Raw genomic sequence first — 15,869 nt, forward strand, 5'->3', positions numbered from 1 at the left:
CTCACGCTCCGGGCCGGTCACGGGAACGTGAATGCGACCGGCGGCACCGCTGCGCTGACGTTGATCGCCTGCGTCTTCGTCACGCCGGCCGACACCGCCTCGAGCGTGTACTTGGCCGCGGCGCCAGCGTCGGCGACGAAGTTCAGCGTGCCCGGGTTCGCGACATAACCAATCTTCACCGGCGCCTCGATCGGCAGCGAGAACGCGAACGCGCCGCTCACTGCATCGACCGCGCCCCACTGCACCTCGACCACCGGCCCGCCGGTCAGTGTCTGCGTCGCCCGCACGGTCGCGCTCGCGGGCGTGACGCTGCCGGCGACGCTGCGCAGCGTCGCCGCGGGCGGCGCGATCGGCAGCGCCGTGCTGTTGACGGTCGTGAACGCGGTCGTCGTGACCGGCACGCCGGTCATCACCGCGGTGACGCGGCCGGCCGCGCTGACGACCAGGTCGTAGTTGCCGGCCGGCACCGGGTACAGCACGAACTTGCCGGTCGCATCGGGCACGGTCGCCTTCGCGGGCACGCCGGCGAGCTGGACCGAGACGTTCGTCGTCGGCAGCGCGAGCGCCGGGTCGACATAGCCGATCACGCGCAGCCCCGCGTCCGACAGCACCGGCGTGACCGCGACCACCGGCTTCAGGTTGTACTGGCCCGAGTTGCCGCGCTTGACGACCGACTTGCAGGCGTCGAAATCGAGCACGACATCGGCGATCTTGTCGGCTGCGACGGCGATGTCGGCATTCAGCTTCAGGCCCGTCTGCGTTCCGCTCGGCGTCGTCAGCGCCGTCTCGGCGCCGCCGGTCGGTGTGACCGCATTGGCGAGCGGGTTCGCGGCGTCGTTCGGGGCGAGCACCAGGCGCAGCTGCGTGTAGGTGCCGGTCGGCAGCTGGGTCTGGCCCAGCTCCTCGAGCACGCCGTTGGTCAGCGTCAGCAGGTCGACGCGCTTCGGCGGGCTCAGGACCACCTCGGACCAGCCGCTGTCGGAGTCGGCCGCGCCGGCGCTCTGGTGCACGCGCACGCGGTCGATCGTCACGTGGACCGCGTCATAGCCGCAGCTCGGCGCGTCGGTCAGCGACACGTGCAGCGTGCCCATCGTGCCGGAGCTGCCGGAGTCGCCATTGCCGCCCCCGCAGGCGGCCAGCATCAACGTGGCGGCCGCGCACGCGGCGGCCGTGGAGTTTCGAATCGTCATGGCAGTGTCTCCCGTTCGACGTGGAGTGCGCGTGGTTGCAGCCGCGACGCGGCAGCGCCCGCGCACTTGCTGAAAATCTAGCGCAGTGCCGGACGGCTGCGTGTCAGGATGTGAGCGCCGGCGGCGCCGCGATGGCTACACCGGCGCGTAGGCCAGCCGCACGTAGATCGGCGCGAAGGCCTCGGCCTGCGTCACCTCGAGCAGGCGTTCGCGCGCGAGCTCCAGCATCGCGATGAAGGTCACGACCAGGACCTGAGGGCCCCGACTCACGTCGAACAGCTCCTCGAACATCGCGAAGCGCCGGCCCTGCAGCGCGCGCAGCACGATGCTCATGTGCTCGCGCACGCTGAGCTGTTCGCGCGTGATGTGGTGGTGCTGGTTCAGCGTCGCGCGCTTCAGGATGTCGGCCCAGGCGGCACGCAGCTCGTCGGCGTCGACCTCCGGAAAGCGCGGCGCGAGCGACTGCTCGATCACGACCTGCGCGCGCAGGAAATCGCGGCCGAGCAGCGGCAGCTGATCGATGCGCGCGGCGGCGAGCTTCATCTGCTCGTATTCGATCAGCCGGCGCACGAGCTCGGCGCGCGGGTCTTCCGGCTCGGCGCCGTCGAGGCTCTTCTTCGGCGGCAGCAGCATGCGCGACTTGATCTCGATCAGCATCGCCGCCATCAGCAGGTATTCGCTGGCGAGCTCGAGATTGGTCTTGCGGATCTGCTCGACGTAGGCCAGGTACTGGCGCGTCACGCTCGCCATCGGGATGTCGAGGATGTTGAAGTTCTGGCGCCGGATCAGGTACAGCAGCAGATCGAGCGGGCCCTCGAAGGCCTCGAGAAAGACCTCGAGCGCATCCGGCGGGATGTAGAGGTCGGTCGGCATCGCGAACAGCGGCTCGCCGTACAGGCGGGCCACCGCGATACCGTCGATCACCGCGGGGCTGGCGGCCGCGCTGTCCGACTCGCCGGCGGGCGCAGCCGAGAGTTCCGGCACCTCGGGTGCCGCCACGTCGTCGCTCACGGGATCGGGCCAGCCGGGCTAGCTCTTGGTCTGGTAGACGTACGGTTGCTGCGGCACCTTGGCTTCGCGGTACTCGGCCTGCGCTTCGCGGTCGATGTACTTGTCCCACAGCAGGTTGCGGCCGCGCTGTTGTTCGTCTTCGAGCGTCGGCTTGTTGGCCTTCAGTTCCTCGATGAACGAGGTGACGTCGGATTTGTAGGCTTTCCAGAACAATGGCATGGCGGCATGGCGCGCCCGCGACAGGGCCGGCGCTAGAGTGGAAGCCTCGATTTTAGCGGGGAGACCGAACAGGCCCGATCGGCCGGTCCGCCCAGGCATTCAAGGACGTCGACGACCCGGACGCGCACGGGACGATCGCGCGTGTCGCCGACGCCGTTGTCATCACCGTTGGCCATCGCGGTGGCACGATGGCGTGATGCATGAAATCGAGCTGAAGCTGCAGGTGCCGGCGGACCAACGCGCGGCGGTCGATGCGGCCGTTGCGGGCCGCGCGCCGGCGCCGCAGGCACGGCTGCAGGCGGCGTACCACGACACCCCCGGGCGCTTGCTGGCCGGCGCCGGCCTGGCGCTGCGCCTGCGGCGCGAGGGTCGCCGCTGGGTGCAGACCTTGAAGGGCGCGGGCGACGATGGCATGACACGGATGGAGCACAACGTGCCGCGCGACGGTGCCGCCGCGATGCCGCCGATCGCGCCCGAACTGCACGCCGGCACGCAGGTCGGCGACCGGCTGATCGTGTTGCTCGCGACGCAGCCCGCCGCCGCGCTGCAGACGCTCTACCGCACCGACATCCGCCGCCGCGCGCGCACGCTGCTGGTGCGCGCGCCGGGCGTGCCGGCGGCGCGCGTCGAGCTGGCGTTCGACACCGGCCGCATCGAAGCCGACGGCCGCGCGATCGAGGTCTGCGAGCTTGAGATCGAACTGCTCGCCGGATCGCCGCTGACGCTGATCGACACCGCGCGGCGCTGGCTGCCGCGCTTCGGGCTGTGGTTCGACGGCCGCAGCAAGGCCGAGCGCGGCGACCTGCTCGCGCGCGGCGAAGCGATGGTGCCGGCGCGTCTCGCGACGTCGGCGCGGCTCGAGCCGCAGATGACTGCCGCCGAGGCCTGGCAGTGCGTGCTGCGCAACTGCGCCGACCAGATCCTCGCGAATGCGAGCCAGGTCGCGAGCGGCGAGTACGTGGCCGAGCACGTGCACCAGTTGCGCGTCGGGCTGCGGCGCCTGCGCAGCGCGCTGAAGCTGCTCGAGAACGACGTCGACACGATGCTCGGCGATGGCGCCGCGGCGCTGTTCCGGCAACTCGGCGTGGCGCGCGACCAGGTCGTGATCGACGCCGAATTCGGCGCGCCGCTGGCCGCGGCGATGCGCCGCGCCGGCCTCCCGGCTGCGCCACAGTCGACCGCGCGCGAGGCGCCGCCCGAGCTCGCCGGCGTGCTGCGCGAAACGGCAAGCCAGACGCTGCTGCTCGACCTGCTCGCCGCGATGCACGCCGAGCCGACGCTCGCCGCCGGCGACGATTCGCCGCTGCGCGAGCGGCTCGCCGCGCGCCTGAGCCGCTGGCACGCCCAGGTCGTCGCGGACGCGAAGCGCTATGCCGAGCTCGACGATGCGCAGCGCCACCGCCTGCGCAAGCGCGCGAAACGCCTGCGCTACGCCGCCGAGTTCTGCGCCGCGCTGTTCAAGCGGCGCGCGGTGCGGCGCTACCTGAAGGCGCTGCGCGCGCTGCAGGAGCGGCTCGGCGCCGTCAGCGATGCGGCGATGGCGATGGCCGCATTCGCGCAGCGCGGCGACGCCGATGCGTACGCGATGTTCGCGCTCGGCTGGCTCACCGCGCGGCACGAGGCGTTGATAGCCGTCGCGGTGCCTGAGCTGAAGGACTTCGCGAAGGTCGAGCGCTTCTGGAAGAAGGACTGAGCAGTCTCAGCGCAGCTCGCGCCCGAGCAGCCGCTCGAGCGTGCCGCGCGGCGAGGTCTCGGGGTGCAGCTGGTCCGCGACATCGAGATAGAAGGTCTGCTCCAGCATGTGCTGGCCGCCGAGCGCGGCGTGCAGCACCTGGTCGCTGAACACGACCCAGGTGGTGCCGGGCGCGAAGTCGATCCGGGCCTGCGGGCTCGTGCGCTGGAACTGCGCGTCCGCCTTCGCGCGGTCGTGCAGCTGCAGCATCAGGTGGTCGTACTCGGTGCGCCGGCGCTTCGTGATGCCGGTCTTCTCGAGCAACCAGGCCGACCCCGGCAGCGGCCGCCGGATCGCCGGCAGGTAGCGCTTCGCGTGCGCCTCGAACGGTTCGCCGACGCGCCACTGCCGCGGCGCGCCGCTCGGGTTCACGTTGCAGAACACGCGCAGCAGGCGCGTGCCGTGCATCGGGTTCGAGGGGAACGCGTCGACGTGCAGACGCGTGTCGTCCTTGCGCCAGCTCGTCTCGCGGCCGGCCACGTCGACCGGCCGGAACGAGGTATTGCCGCGCTTCAGGTGACCGCGGTAGTGCGGGAACAGGCGCAGCGCAAAGGCCTCGCTCAGCGCGGCGTAGCGCTCGATCATCGCGTGCAGCGCGCCCAGGTCGGCCGGCTCACCGGCCGCGCCGCGCATCTCGCCGCGCGGCGCGCCCTCGGCCCAGCGCAGCGAGATGTTCTTCGCCTTGCCATCGGCCCAGCGCGGGTCGAGGAACCGGCGTTCGGCGTCCGACAGCACGAACGGCAGCTGCGGAAAGCTCAGCACCACGCCGCTCTCGAGCACCGCCTCGACGCCGCGCGTCGGGCCGTCGTCGGCCCAGGTGCTGTCGGGAAACTCGCGGACGATGTCGACCGGCGGCGGCGGGGAGGCGCTTCGCTCTTGCATCCCGGCAGTCTACAAGTGCTCACAGGGCTCGGCGCAGCGCGTCTATGCTGCCCGGTCGCCGACTCGCCGATCCCGCATGACCCGCATCGCAGCTGCCTTCCATTCAATCCCGACCGCGCTGCGCTTGATCTCGCTGAGCCTGCTGTTCGGCAGCGCGCTCGCCGCGTGCGGCGGCGGATCGTCGGATTCGGCGACCGCGTCAGCCCAGCCCGAGGCGCTGGCACCAACGCCTTCCCCCGCACCCGCGCCGGCGCCATCGGACGGCGCGCCCGCTGCGGGCTACGCCGGTGGGAGCTGCGCCGTGCCGGCCGCGGCGCAGGCGGTTGCCACGCTCGCGCCCGATCACGTCGTCGGCACCGGCACCGCGGCGAGTTGCACCTCGGACGCGGTCGTCGCGGCCGTCGCCGCCGGCGGCGTCACGACCTTCAACTGCGGTCCCGACCCGGTGACGATCACGCTGACGAAGACCGCGAAGGTCTTCAACGACAAGCCGAACGTCGTGCTCGACGGCGGCGGCAAGGTCACGCTCAGCGGCGGCGGCGCGCTGCGCATCCTGTACCAGAACACCTGCGATCCGGCGCAGGTCTGGACCTCGGCGCGCTGCGATACCCAGGACACGCCGCAGACCACGGTGCAGAACCTGACGCTGGCCGACGGCAACTCGACCGCGCAGAGCTACGGCCAGGGCGAGGTCTACGGTGGCGGCGCGATCTACGTTCGCGGCGGGCGGCTGAAGATCGTCAATGCCCGCTTCTTTCGCAACCAGTGCGAGCCGAACGCGGCCGACCTGGGCGGCGGCGCGGTTCGGGCGTACGGGCCGTCGCCGGCCGCGCCGGTCTACGTCGTCAACAGCACGTTCGGCGGCGCCGCCGGCTACGGCAACCAATGCTCGAACGGCGGCGCCCTGAGCGGCCTGGTCGCGTCGTTCGCAGTGCTGAACAGCCTGATGACGCACAACCAGGCGACCGGCACCGGCGGCGGGGGCGGTGGCGCGGTCTACCAGGACGGCAACAGCTACGACCTCAGCCTGTGCGGCAGTTCGGTCCACGACAACAGCGCGAGCGAAGGCGGCGGCGCGCTGTTCTTCGTCAGCAACGACCGCAGCGGCACGATGTCGATCACGAATTCGCTGCTGCAGTCGAACCCCAGCGGCCAGTTCGAGACCAGCGGGCTGCCCGGCATCTTCGTGCTCGCGGCGCCCGGCCAGCCGGTGATTACCGGCTCGACGATCTCGAAGTAGCCCAGCGCTTTACTGCGCCGCGCTCGGCCGCCAGCGGCGGCCGACATCGCGCAGCACCGGGCGCGTCGCGATCAGCATCAGCAGCAGCGCCAGCGGCACGGTCGTCACGTAGCCGGCCAGCTGGAACCCGTAGGCGCCGCTGAGGCCGCCAACGAAGAACAGGCCGATCAGCAGCGCCTGCGTGCGCATGCGCTCGCGGCTGGCCCGCACCGTGCCGACGCCGGGCCGGCGATTCACGTAGACGAAGCGGCCGAGCTCGATGCCCAGGTCGGTGACCAGGCCGGTGACATGCGTGGTGCGGATCTCGGCGCGCGAGATCTTGCTGATCACCGCGTTCTGCAGCCCCATGATGTAGCACAGCAGCAGCACGGTGACCGGCACCAGCAGGGCGGTGTGCAGGCCCAGGCTCGCACCGAGCAGCCCGAACGCGAGCAGCAGCCCGGCCTCGAGCACGAGCGGCAGCGAATAGGCGCCGTGCAGGTCGCGCCGCAGCGCCCAGTTGACGACGATCGCCGTCGTCATCGCGCCGAGCAGAAAGCTCAGCAGCGAGGCCAGCGCCGCGAGCCCGACCGCCGCGTGCCCGAGCACGAGGTGGTCGCTCATCGTCGAGACGATGCCGGTCATGTGCGAGGTGTACTGGCCGACCGCGAGAAAGCCGCCGGCGTTCGTCGCCCCGGCGACGAAGGTCAGCACCGCGCCGAGCCGCAGGTTGCGCTGCGGCGTGCGCAGCACATCGGTCCAGCCGCGGGCGAACGGCAGCATCGCGTGGGCCCGCTCCGCGCTTCAGCGCGCCCGCATGCCCGGCGTCGCGCCCGGCCAGGGTTCGAGGATGTACAGGCCGGGTTCGGCCTTCTCGTCGGCATGCGAGGCGGCGAGCACCATCCCTTCGCTGAGGCCGAACTTCATCTTGCGCGGCGCCAGGTTCGCGACCATCACGGTGTACTTGCCGATCAGCTCGGCCGGTTGGTAGGCCGAGCTGATGCCGCTGAAGACGTTGCGCGGCTTTGCCTCGCCGACATCGAGCGTCAGGCGCAGCAGCTTGGTCGAGCCTTCGACGGCCTCGCAGTTCTGGATCAGCGCGATGCGCAGGTCGACCTTCGCGAAGTCGTCGATGCCGATCTCGGGCGCGATCGGCTCGCCGCCCGGCGCCGGGGCTTCGGCGACGGCGGGTTCGAGCAGCGCGTCGAGCAGCGATGCGTCGACCCGCTGCATCAGGTGCCGGTACTCGCCGATCGTGTGCCCGCCGATCGCGCGCGCGGCATCGGCGAAGCGCAGCGGCTCGACCTTCAGGAAGGCCTCGACCTGGCCCGCGAGCGCCGGCAGCACCGGCTTCAGGTAGATCGTCAGCAGGCGGAAGGCCTCGATGCAGACGGTGCAAACATCGTGCAGCACCGCGTCCTGACCTTCTTGCCGGGCGAGCTCCCACGGGCGGTTCTGGTCGACGTACTCATTGACGCGATCGGCCAGCAGCATCACCTCGCGCAAGGCCTTCGCGAACTCGCGCTCCTCGTAGAGCGCCTCGATCGGCGCGCGCTGCGCGCGCAGCGCGTCGAGCAGTGCGCGGCCCTCGACGCCGAGGTCGGCCGAGAGCCGGCCGCCGAAGCGCTTGCTCAGGAAGCCGGCCGCGCGGCTCGCGATGTTGATGTACTTGCCGACCAGGTCGGCGTTGACGCGCGCGAGGAAGTCGTCGGGGTTGAAGTCGAGGTCCTCGACGCGGCCGTTCAGCTTCGCGGCGATGTAGTAGCGCAGCCATTCCGGGTTCAGGCCCAGGTCGAGGTACTTCAGCGGCGAGATGCCGGTGCCGCGGCTCTTGCTCATCTTCTCGCCCGAGAGTTGCAGGAAGCCATGCACGAAGATGTGGTTCGGCACCTTGCGGCCGCTGAAGTGCAGCATCGCCGGCCAGAACAGCGTGTGGAAGGTGATGATGTCCTTGCCGATGAAATGAATCTGCTCGACCTCGGGGTCGTCCATGAACGCGTCGAAATCGAGGCCAACCTTGCCGAAGTGGTTCTTCAGCGACGCGAGGTAGCCCACCGGCGCATCGAGCCACACATAGAAGTACTTGCCCGGCGCGTCCGGGATCTCGATGCCGAAGTACGGGGCGTCGCGGCTGATGTCCCAGTCGTTCAGGCCGACGTGGCCGCCGCCCGCGTCATTTCCGTCGGTCGGGAACCACTCCCGGATCTTGTTCAGCACCTCGGGCTGCAGGCGGCCGGGCGTCGCGGTCCACTCCTTCAGGAAATCGATGCAGCGCTGCGACGAGAGCTGGAAGAAGTAGTGGTCGCTGCTCTTGAGCACCGGCGTCGCGCCGGTCAGCGTCGAGTACGGGTTCTTTAGGTCGGTCGGCGCGTAGACCGCGCCGCAGTTCTCGCAGTTGTCGCCGTACTGGTCTTTCGTGCCGCAGCGCGGGCACTCGCCCTTGATGTAGCGGTCGGCCAGGAACATGCCCTTCACCGGGTCGTAGAACTGCTCGATCGTGCGCTCGGCGATCAGGCCCTGCTTGCGCAGCGCGCGGTAGATGTCCTGCGCGAGTTCGTGGTTCTCGGGCCCGTCGGTCGAGTGCCAGTTGTCGAAGCCGATCTGGAAGCCGTCGAAGTAGCGGCGCCGCCCGGCGGCGATCTGCGCGACGAAGGCCTGCGGCGTCTGGTTCGCCTTCTCGGCGGCGATCATGATCGGCGCGCCGTGCGCGTCGTCGGCGCAGACGAAATGCACTTCGCTGCCCACCATGCGCTGATACCGCACCCAGATGTCGGCCTGGATGTACTCCATCATGTGCCCGATGTGGAACGGCGCGTTGGCGTAGGGCAGGGCAGTGGTGACGAAGAGCTTGCGGGTCATGGGCGGCGCCGGCGGCGGAGTGAACCGGCAATTTTAGGGTTCAATGCAGCGCGCGCTCGGCGGGCGGCGGCGGCACCCACTCGTAGACCCAGGTTTCGGTCAGTGCCTGGCCGTTCGCGCGCAGGAAGAGACGCAGCCCGATCGGCTCGACGCTGGTCGGCTCGGGCACCACGTCGAACATCGCGCGCCAGCCGTTGATGGCGCCGAGCGGCCGCGCCGAGGTGGTCTCGACGCGGCCGCGGGTCGCGGTGATCACGGCCTCGACCGGCGTCTTTGCGTCGAGCAGCGCGAAGTCGCCACCGGCAAAATCGATCGCGAAGCGCCACGAGAACTGCTTGCGGTCCTTGCCGACGACGCCGCCGAGGCCGGTGCGCGTTGCGACGACGCGGGCCAGCGGCGACTGCACCGGCGCGGCGCGGCCCCAGTACAGGCGGTAGCCGAGCAGCAACTCGTCGCCGCGCTGCGGTTTCGCGGCAGGGTTCCAGAACACCGCGATGTTGTCGTTGGTCTCGTCGTCGGTCGGGATCTCGACCAGGTCGACCGCGCCGGCGCCCCAGTCGCCCTTGGGCTCGACCCACAGGCTCGGCCGGCGGTCGTAGAACACGCCGTCGTCCTGGTAGTTCGCGAAATCGTGGTCGCGCTGCAGCAGCCCGTAGCCGCGCGGGCTGCGATCGGCGAACGCGTTGAAGGTGACCCCGCGCGGGTTGCGCAGCGGGCGCCAGATCCATTCGCCGCTGCCGGTGTACATCGAGAGGCCGTCGGAGTCGTGGATCTCGGGGCGCCAGTCGTTGGCCTTGCGGCGGTCGTTCTCGCCGGTCTGGAACATGCTCGTGCACGGTGCGATGCCGAGGCGCTCGATCTCGCGCCGCGGGTAGAGCGCCGAGTCGATGTCCATCAGCGTCGTATCGCCGGGCGTGATCGCGAAGCGGTAGGCGCCGGCGATGCTGGGCGAGTCGAGCAGCGCGTAGACGACCAGCGTGTTCGACTCGGGCGCCGGGCGCTCGAACCAGAAGTCGGTGAAGTCGGGGAACTCCTCGGCCCGCGCCATGCCGCTGTCGACCGCGAGGCCGCGCGCCGACAGGCCGTACTGGCGCGTGCCGCTGGTCGCGCGGAAGTAGCTCGCGCCGAGGAAGGCCGCGATGTCGAACTCCGGCGCGAGGTGGAACTTGAAGCGAAAGCCGGCGAAGCCGAGGTCGGCCGGCGGGTGCGTGCCGGTCAGGCCGCTCCTGCCGTAGTCGAACATCGCGGTGTCGTAGGCGAGTTGCTGCGCTTGCCCGTTGGCGACCTCGAACACCTGCACCGGTCGCTTGAAGTACAGACCGAGGTGGAACAGCTCGAGCTGGAAGCGCAGCTTCGAATCGGCCCACAACGCGTGCTCGGGCTTGAAGCGGATCGACTGGTACTGATCCCAGGTCAGTGCGGCGATCGCCGGCGGCAGCACGCGTGACGGTACACGGTACGGCGCCGCGGCGAGCGCGCGTGCCTGGCCCTTCAGCCAGGCGAAGTCGAAGCGTTGCGGCTTGCCCAGCGGCATCAGGCCGGCGGCCCGCGCGGCGGGCCAGACGAAGCCGGTCGCGCCGGCAGCGGCGGCGCGAAGGAGAGTGCGTCGTTGCATCGTGGAACGGGGCGAGAGATCGCGGAAACCAGGAAGGCCTTGATTCTTGCGCGCTTTTGCGCGGGCACGTTTCGCCCGGTATCTGCGTGCCGCTAGACTCGTGCGCTCATTCCTGAAGAAGCCACCATGCCCGCTCCCACCGACGCCTCGTTGCTAGAGGCGCTGAAGACCGTCGTCGACCCGAACACCGGCAGCGATTTCGTCAGCACGCGCCAGCTGAAGAACCTGCGCGTCGAGGGCGGCGATGTCGCGTTCGACGTCGAGCTCGGCTACCCGGCGAAGAGCCAGATCGGCGCACTGCGCAAGGCGCTGATCGCGGCAGCGCGCAGCGTCGCCGGCGTCGAGAACGTCAGCGCGAACCTCGCGAGCAAGGTCACGCCGCATGCGGTGCAGCGCGGTGTGCAGCTGCTGCCGAAGGTCAAGAACATCGTCGCGGTCGCCTCCGGCAAGGGCGGTGTCGGCAAGAGCACGACGGCTGTGAACCTCGCGCTCGCGCTCGCCGCCGAGGGCGCGACCGTCGGCATCCTCGACGCCGACATCTACGGCCCGAGCCAGCCGATGATGATGGGCATCACCGGGCGCCCCGAAAGCGCCGACGGCAAGACGATGGAGCCGATGGAGAACTACGGCGTGCAGGTCATGTCGATCGGCTTCCTGGTGGATGCCGACAACCCGATGATCTGGCGCGGCCCGATGGCGACGCAAGCGCTCGAGCAGCTGCTGCGCCAGACCAACTGGAACGAACTCGACTACCTGATCGTCGACATGCCGCCCGGCACCGGCGACATCCAGCTGACGCTCTCGCAGCGCGTGCCGCTGACCGGCGCGGTGATCGTCACGACGCCCCAGGACATCGCGCTGCTCGACGCCAAGAAGGGCATCAAGATGTTCGAGAAGGTCGGCGTGCCGATCCTGGGCATCGTCGAGAACATGGCGGTGCACGTCTGCGAACAGTGCGGCCATGTCGAGCACATCTTCGGCGAGGAGGGCGGCAAGCGCCTCGCCGCCGAGTACAAGATGGACTACCTCGGCGCGCTGCCGCTGAACCTGTCGATCCGCGTTCAAGCCGACAGCGGGCGGCCCAGCGTCGTCAACGATCCGGACGGCGAGATCGCCGGGCTCTACAAGTCGGTCGCGCGCCAGGTCGCGGTGAAGATCGCGCAGCGCGCGAAGGATTTCTCGTCGAAGTTCCCGACGATCTCGATCTCGAAAGACACCTGAGGCAACCCGACTGCTGCAGCGTCTAGACTGCGGCTTATGCAAGACGCCGCCTATGTGCAGATCGTTCGACCCGCCGTGCAGGTCGCGGTCGTGATGGAGCGCGAGGCGAACCCGAATCCCTGGGAAGCCTGGCGCTTCAGGCTGGTCGACGTGGTCCCGTACCAAGAAGCCTTCGGCAGCGCGGCGCGCGTGCTGCGCGACGACGGCCGGTTGCGGCGCACGCTGTACCCGGGCTTCCGGCTCGAGCTGTTCCGCGACGAGGCCGAGGGCTATCACCTGAACCTGCAGACCGGCACGCCGGTCTGGTTCGTGATGTGGCGCATCGACGATGAAGATCCGTCCCGGGCCTGGCCCGAGACCGTCAGCGTCTCCTACACCGAGGCCGGCCGCTGGCTCGACGCGCAGGAGCGCATCGACAACGTGCCGCTGCCGCCCGACCTCGTCGCCTGGCTGCAGGCCTACACCGACGAGCACTACCGGCCCGAGCCGAAGCAGCGGCGCCGGCCGCAGTCGTTCCTCGCGCCGGGGCAGAGGCAGTGATGGCGAGCGACACAGGCGACGGATTCGTCTCGCGCTGGGCGCGGCGCAAGCAGCAGGCGCGCAGCGGCGTGGCGGTCGCGCCGGGGCCGGTGACGCCGACCCCGCCGCCGGTGGTCGAAGCGCAGGCGGCGCAGGTGGCCGTGGCCGCGCCGGTCCCGTCGGCGCCCGCCACCGAAGCGGCGCCGACGCTGGCCGATGTGGCGCTGCTGACGCGCGAATCCGACTATTCGCGCTTCTCCGCCAGCGGCGTCGACGAAGGGGTGAAGCGCGCCGCGATGAAGAAGCTCTTCGCCGACCCGCATTTCAACGTGATGGACGGGCTGGACACCTACATCGCCGACTATGGCCAGCCCGACCCGATCCCGCTCGCGATGCTGCGGCGCATGCACCAGTCGAAGTTTCTCCGGCTGTTCGAAGACGACGAAGACGGCGCAGAGAAGCCGCCCGCCGAAGCCCCCCACGAATCTCTGAGCGCAACCGATGACGACGCTGATCTGCGACTGCAACAAGACGATGCCGCTGGACGGACCGGGCCTGATCAAGGCGCTGGGGCCTGACGCCGGCGCCGGGCTCCAGACGGTCCACACGCTGCTCTGCCGCCGCGAGGCCGGCGCGTTCCAGCGCGCTGCGAAGAGCGGCGACGAGCTGCTCGTCGCGTGCACGCAGGAAAGCCGGCTGTTCCTCGAGCTGAACGCGCAGACCGAAGGCGCGGCCGGCGTCGCCGAGCGGCCGATCCGCTTCGTCAACATCCGCGAGACCGGCGGCTGGTCGAAGGACGCGCAGGCCGCGACGCCGAAGATTGCCGCGCTGCTCGCGCTCGCGCAGCTGCCGCCGGCCGACCCGGTGCCGACCGTCGGCTATGCATCGAACGGCCGCGTGCTCGTGATCGGCAGCGCCGAACGCGCGGCGCGCGCCGCGCCGATGCTGGCCGACAAGCTCGATGTGAGCCTGCTGCTGCAAGGCTTTGGTTCGCTGCCGCAGCAGCGCGCGATGGCGGTTCATGCCGGCACCGTGACGAGCATCGCCGGCTGGCTCGGCGCGTTCGAGGTTCGCTGGACGAGCACGAACCCGATCGACCTCGACCTGTGCACGCGCTGCAACGCCTGCATCGAGGCCTGCCCCGAACGCGCGATCGACTTCAGCTACCAGATCGACCTCGCGAAGTGCGCGAGCCACCGCGACTGCGTGCGCGCCTGCGACGCGGCCGGCGCGATCGATTTCGAGCGCGCGCCGCAGGAGGCGAGCGAGAACTTCGACCTCGTGCTCGACCTGAACGACACGCCGCTGATCAGGCTGCACCAGCCGCCGCAGGGCTACTTTCACGCCGCCGACGACGCCGCGCTGATGACCGCGGTGCTGCAGCTGCGCGAAAGCGTCGGCGAATTCGAGAAGCCGAAGTTCTTCCAGTACAAGCAGAAGATCTGCGCGCACAGCCGCAACGAGCAGATCGGCTGCAGCGCCTGCATCGACGTGTGCTCGGCGAACGCGATCCGCAGCGATGCGAGCATGAAAGGACGGCCGGGCGGCGCGACGTTGGCCGGCATCATCGTGGAGCCGCACCTGTGCGTCGGCTGCGGTGCCTGCACGACGGTGTGCCCGAGCGGTGCGATCAGCTACGCGACGCCGCGGCCCGACCAGCAGGGGCAGCGCATCCGCACGCTGCTCGCGACCTACCAGCGCGCCGGCGGCCGGGATGCCGCGTTGCTGATCCACAGCCAGGAGGCCGGCGCTGCGCTGATCGGCGAACTCGGCCGCGCCGCGCGCACCGACGCCGCGGTGCGCGGCGTGCCGGCGCGCGTGCTGCCGCTCGACGTGTGGCACACCGCGTCGACCGGCATCGACCTCTGGCTGGCGGCGATCGCGTTCGGCGCATCGCAGGTCTGGGTGCTGATGACCGACGAGGAGGCGCCGGCGTACCGCGCCGCGGTGGCCGCGCAGATGCAGGTCGCACAGGCGATCCTGGCCGGCATGGGGCTGGCGGGCGAGCACTTCCGCATCGTCACGGCGCGCGACGCGCGCGAGCTCGATGCGGCCCTGCAGGCGGCGCCGGCGCAGACCGTGAAGCAGCCCGCGACCTTCAACGTGCAGGCCGACAAGCGCGCGACGCTCGACCTCGCGATCGAGCACCTGCTGCAGGCGAGCCCGGCCCCGGAGGCGATCGCGCTGCCGGCCGGCGCAAGCCCGTTCGGCAGCCTGATCGTCGACGCCGAGCGCTGCACGATGTGCCTGAGCTGCGTCAGCGCCTGCCCCGAAGCGGCGCTCGCCGACAACCCCGACAAGCTGCAGCTGCGCTTCATCGAGAAGAACTGCGTGCAGTGTGGCCTTTGCGCGAGCACCTGCCCGGAAGACGCGATCACGCTCGAGCCGCGCCTGTGGCTGGCCGACGGCGGCAAGGCGCGCAAGCAGCTGCGCGTGCTGAACGAGGTCGAGCCGTACCGCTGCATCCGCTGCAGCAAGCCGTTCGGCACGCCGAAGGCGATCGAGCTGATGATCGCGAAGCTCGGCGGGCACGCGATGTTCCAGGGCGCTGGCGCCGACCGGCTGCGCATGTGCAGCGACTGCCGCGTGATCGACATCCACACGAACCCGGACGAAGTGAGGATCACCGATGTCTGAGGCCGCATCGGCGCTGCATTTCAGCGTGCCGGACGATCGCGAGGAGATCGCGCGCGCCGAGGTCTACGGGCTGCTTGCGAGCCTGTTCTTCGCGCCGCCGTCGGCCGACCTGTACGCGCAGCTGCGCGTTGCCGTGACCGAGGCGCCGGCGGCCGGCGCTTTCCTCGAGACGAGCTGGTCCGAGCTCGTCGCGAGTTCGCGGCGCCTGGCGCCGGAGCGCGTCGGCGACGAACACGTGGCGCTGTTCGGCGGCGTCGGCAAGCCCGAGATCTTCGTCTACGCCTCGTGGTTCATGGCCGGCACGCTGAACGAGAAGCCGCTCGTCGACCTGCGTGCCGACCTCGCCGCGCTCGGGCTCGAGCGCCCGGCCGGCGTGCTCGAGACCGAAGACCACATCGCCAGCGTCTGCGAGGTGATGCGCTACCTGATCGCCGGCGACGACCTGGCGGTCAGCAACCTCGCGGCGCAGCAGCGCTTCTTCGATGCGCACCTGCGGCCGTGGGTCGAGCGGCTTTGCGACACGATCATCGCGCACCCCGGCGCCGACTTCTACCGCGCCGTGGCCGGTTTCGCGCGCGACTTCTTCGCGGTCGAGGCGCAGGGCTTCGACCTGCTGGAAACCTGACCGGGCAACGGTGGCCTGTGGGGTCGGATGGCGTGGTTCAGGGCACGTTCTTACGGACTGACCCTGATGACGCTATGAAACAAGGTGCATACATTCGATAGTATTCAGTTGCCGCGCGGGCCCAGATCCGCCGGAGCCTT

Annotated in this window: 14 protein-coding genes; 7 read left to right on the forward strand and 7 right to left on the reverse strand. The window is 70.2% G+C overall.

The annotated features are described in order from the left end of the window. Positions 1-17: 17 nt before the first annotated feature. From AC1DTW_RS17650 to AC1DTW_RS17660, 3 genes are all read right to left on the reverse strand, one after another. Positions 18-1,190: a DUF4382 domain-containing protein gene (locus AC1DTW_RS17650; RefSeq protein WP_477982605.1), complete on the reverse strand. Its 1,173-nt coding sequence runs from the start codon at positions 1,188-1,190 to the stop codon at positions 18-20. A gap of 135 nt (positions 1,191-1,325) precedes the next feature. Further along, positions 1,326-2,174, reverse strand: coding sequence for a segregation and condensation protein A (locus AC1DTW_RS17655; RefSeq protein ID WP_477982698.1), 849 nt, complete (start codon positions 2,172-2,174; stop codon positions 1,326-1,328). Between the two features lie 45 nt (positions 2,175-2,219). Beyond that, on the reverse strand, positions 2,220-2,420 hold the full coding sequence (locus AC1DTW_RS17660; RefSeq protein ID WP_477982606.1) for a DUF3460 family protein: 201 nt from the start codon (positions 2,418-2,420) through the stop codon (positions 2,220-2,222). A gap of 196 nt (positions 2,421-2,616) precedes the next feature. On the opposite strand from AC1DTW_RS17660, the gene AC1DTW_RS17665 reads away from it, so the two are divergent. Beyond that, positions 2,617-4,113, forward strand: coding sequence for a CYTH and CHAD domain-containing protein (locus AC1DTW_RS17665; protein WP_477982607.1), 1,497 nt, complete (start codon positions 2,617-2,619; stop codon positions 4,111-4,113). Between the two features lie 6 nt (positions 4,114-4,119). On the opposite strand, the gene kdoO is transcribed toward AC1DTW_RS17665, so the two are convergent. Further along, on the reverse strand, positions 4,120-5,034 hold the full coding sequence (gene kdoO, locus AC1DTW_RS17670; protein WP_477982608.1) for a Kdo hydroxylase KdoO: 915 nt from the start codon (positions 5,032-5,034) through the stop codon (positions 4,120-4,122). 76 nt (positions 5,035-5,110) lie between these two features. Here kdoO and AC1DTW_RS17675 point away from each other — a divergent pair, with 76 nt between their 5' ends. Beyond that, positions 5,111-6,274, forward strand: coding sequence for a hypothetical protein (locus AC1DTW_RS17675; protein WP_477982609.1), 1,164 nt, complete (start codon positions 5,111-5,113; stop codon positions 6,272-6,274). Between the two features lie 9 nt (positions 6,275-6,283). Here AC1DTW_RS17675 and AC1DTW_RS17680 read toward each other — a convergent pair whose 3' ends face one another. From AC1DTW_RS17680 to AC1DTW_RS17690, 3 genes are read right to left on the reverse strand one after another with little or no spacing between them, the layout of a single operon-like run. Next, positions 6,284-7,036 carry a YoaK family protein gene (locus AC1DTW_RS17680; RefSeq protein ID WP_477982610.1) on the reverse strand — a complete coding sequence of 251 codons (753 nt, stop codon included), beginning with the start codon at positions 7,034-7,036 and terminating at the stop codon, positions 6,284-6,286. 21 nt (positions 7,037-7,057) lie between these two features. Then, on the reverse strand, positions 7,058-9,112 hold the full coding sequence (gene metG, locus AC1DTW_RS17685) for a methionine--tRNA ligase (protein WP_477982611.1): 2,055 nt from the start codon (positions 9,110-9,112) through the stop codon (positions 7,058-7,060). A 40-nt stretch (positions 9,113-9,152) separates the two neighbouring features. After that, entirely contained in the window at positions 9,153-10,727 is a 1,575-nt protein-coding gene (locus AC1DTW_RS17690; protein ID WP_477982612.1) for an OpgD/OpgG family glucan biosynthesis protein, read from the reverse strand. 126 nt (positions 10,728-10,853) lie between these two features. Here AC1DTW_RS17690 and apbC point away from each other — a divergent pair, with 126 nt between their 5' ends. Genes apbC through AC1DTW_RS17715 form a run of 5 tightly spaced genes read left to right on the forward strand, consistent with a single transcriptional unit; the run spans position 10,854 to position 15,729 of the window. Beyond that, positions 10,854-11,948 (forward strand): iron-sulfur cluster carrier protein ApbC, encoded by a 1,095-nt coding sequence (gene apbC / locus AC1DTW_RS17695; protein ID WP_477982613.1) that lies wholly within the window; start codon positions 10,854-10,856, stop codon positions 11,946-11,948. A 36-nt stretch (positions 11,949-11,984) separates the two neighbouring features. Further along, positions 11,985-12,488, forward strand: a complete 504-nt coding sequence (locus tag AC1DTW_RS17700; RefSeq protein WP_477982614.1) for a DUF3305 domain-containing protein — start codon at positions 11,985-11,987, stop codon at positions 12,486-12,488. Beyond that, complete coding sequence (locus AC1DTW_RS17705) at positions 12,488-13,045, forward strand: DUF3306 domain-containing protein (RefSeq protein WP_477982615.1); 558 nt, start codon at positions 12,488-12,490, stop codon at positions 13,043-13,045. The genes AC1DTW_RS17700 and AC1DTW_RS17705 overlap by 1 nt, the downstream gene beginning before the upstream one ends. Further along, entirely contained in the window at positions 12,969-15,104 is a 2,136-nt protein-coding gene (locus AC1DTW_RS17710; protein ID WP_477982616.1) for a 4Fe-4S binding protein, read from the forward strand. The genes AC1DTW_RS17705 and AC1DTW_RS17710 overlap by 77 nt, the downstream gene beginning before the upstream one ends. Further along, positions 15,097-15,729: a TorD/DmsD family molecular chaperone gene (locus tag AC1DTW_RS17715; protein WP_477982617.1), complete on the forward strand. Its 633-nt coding sequence runs from the start codon at positions 15,097-15,099 to the stop codon at positions 15,727-15,729. Before AC1DTW_RS17710 ends, AC1DTW_RS17715 begins: the two co-directional genes overlap by 8 nt. The last annotated feature ends 140 nt before the right edge of the window (positions 15,730-15,869 follow it).

Source organism: Rhizobacter sp. P5_A1, assembly GCF_056400745.1.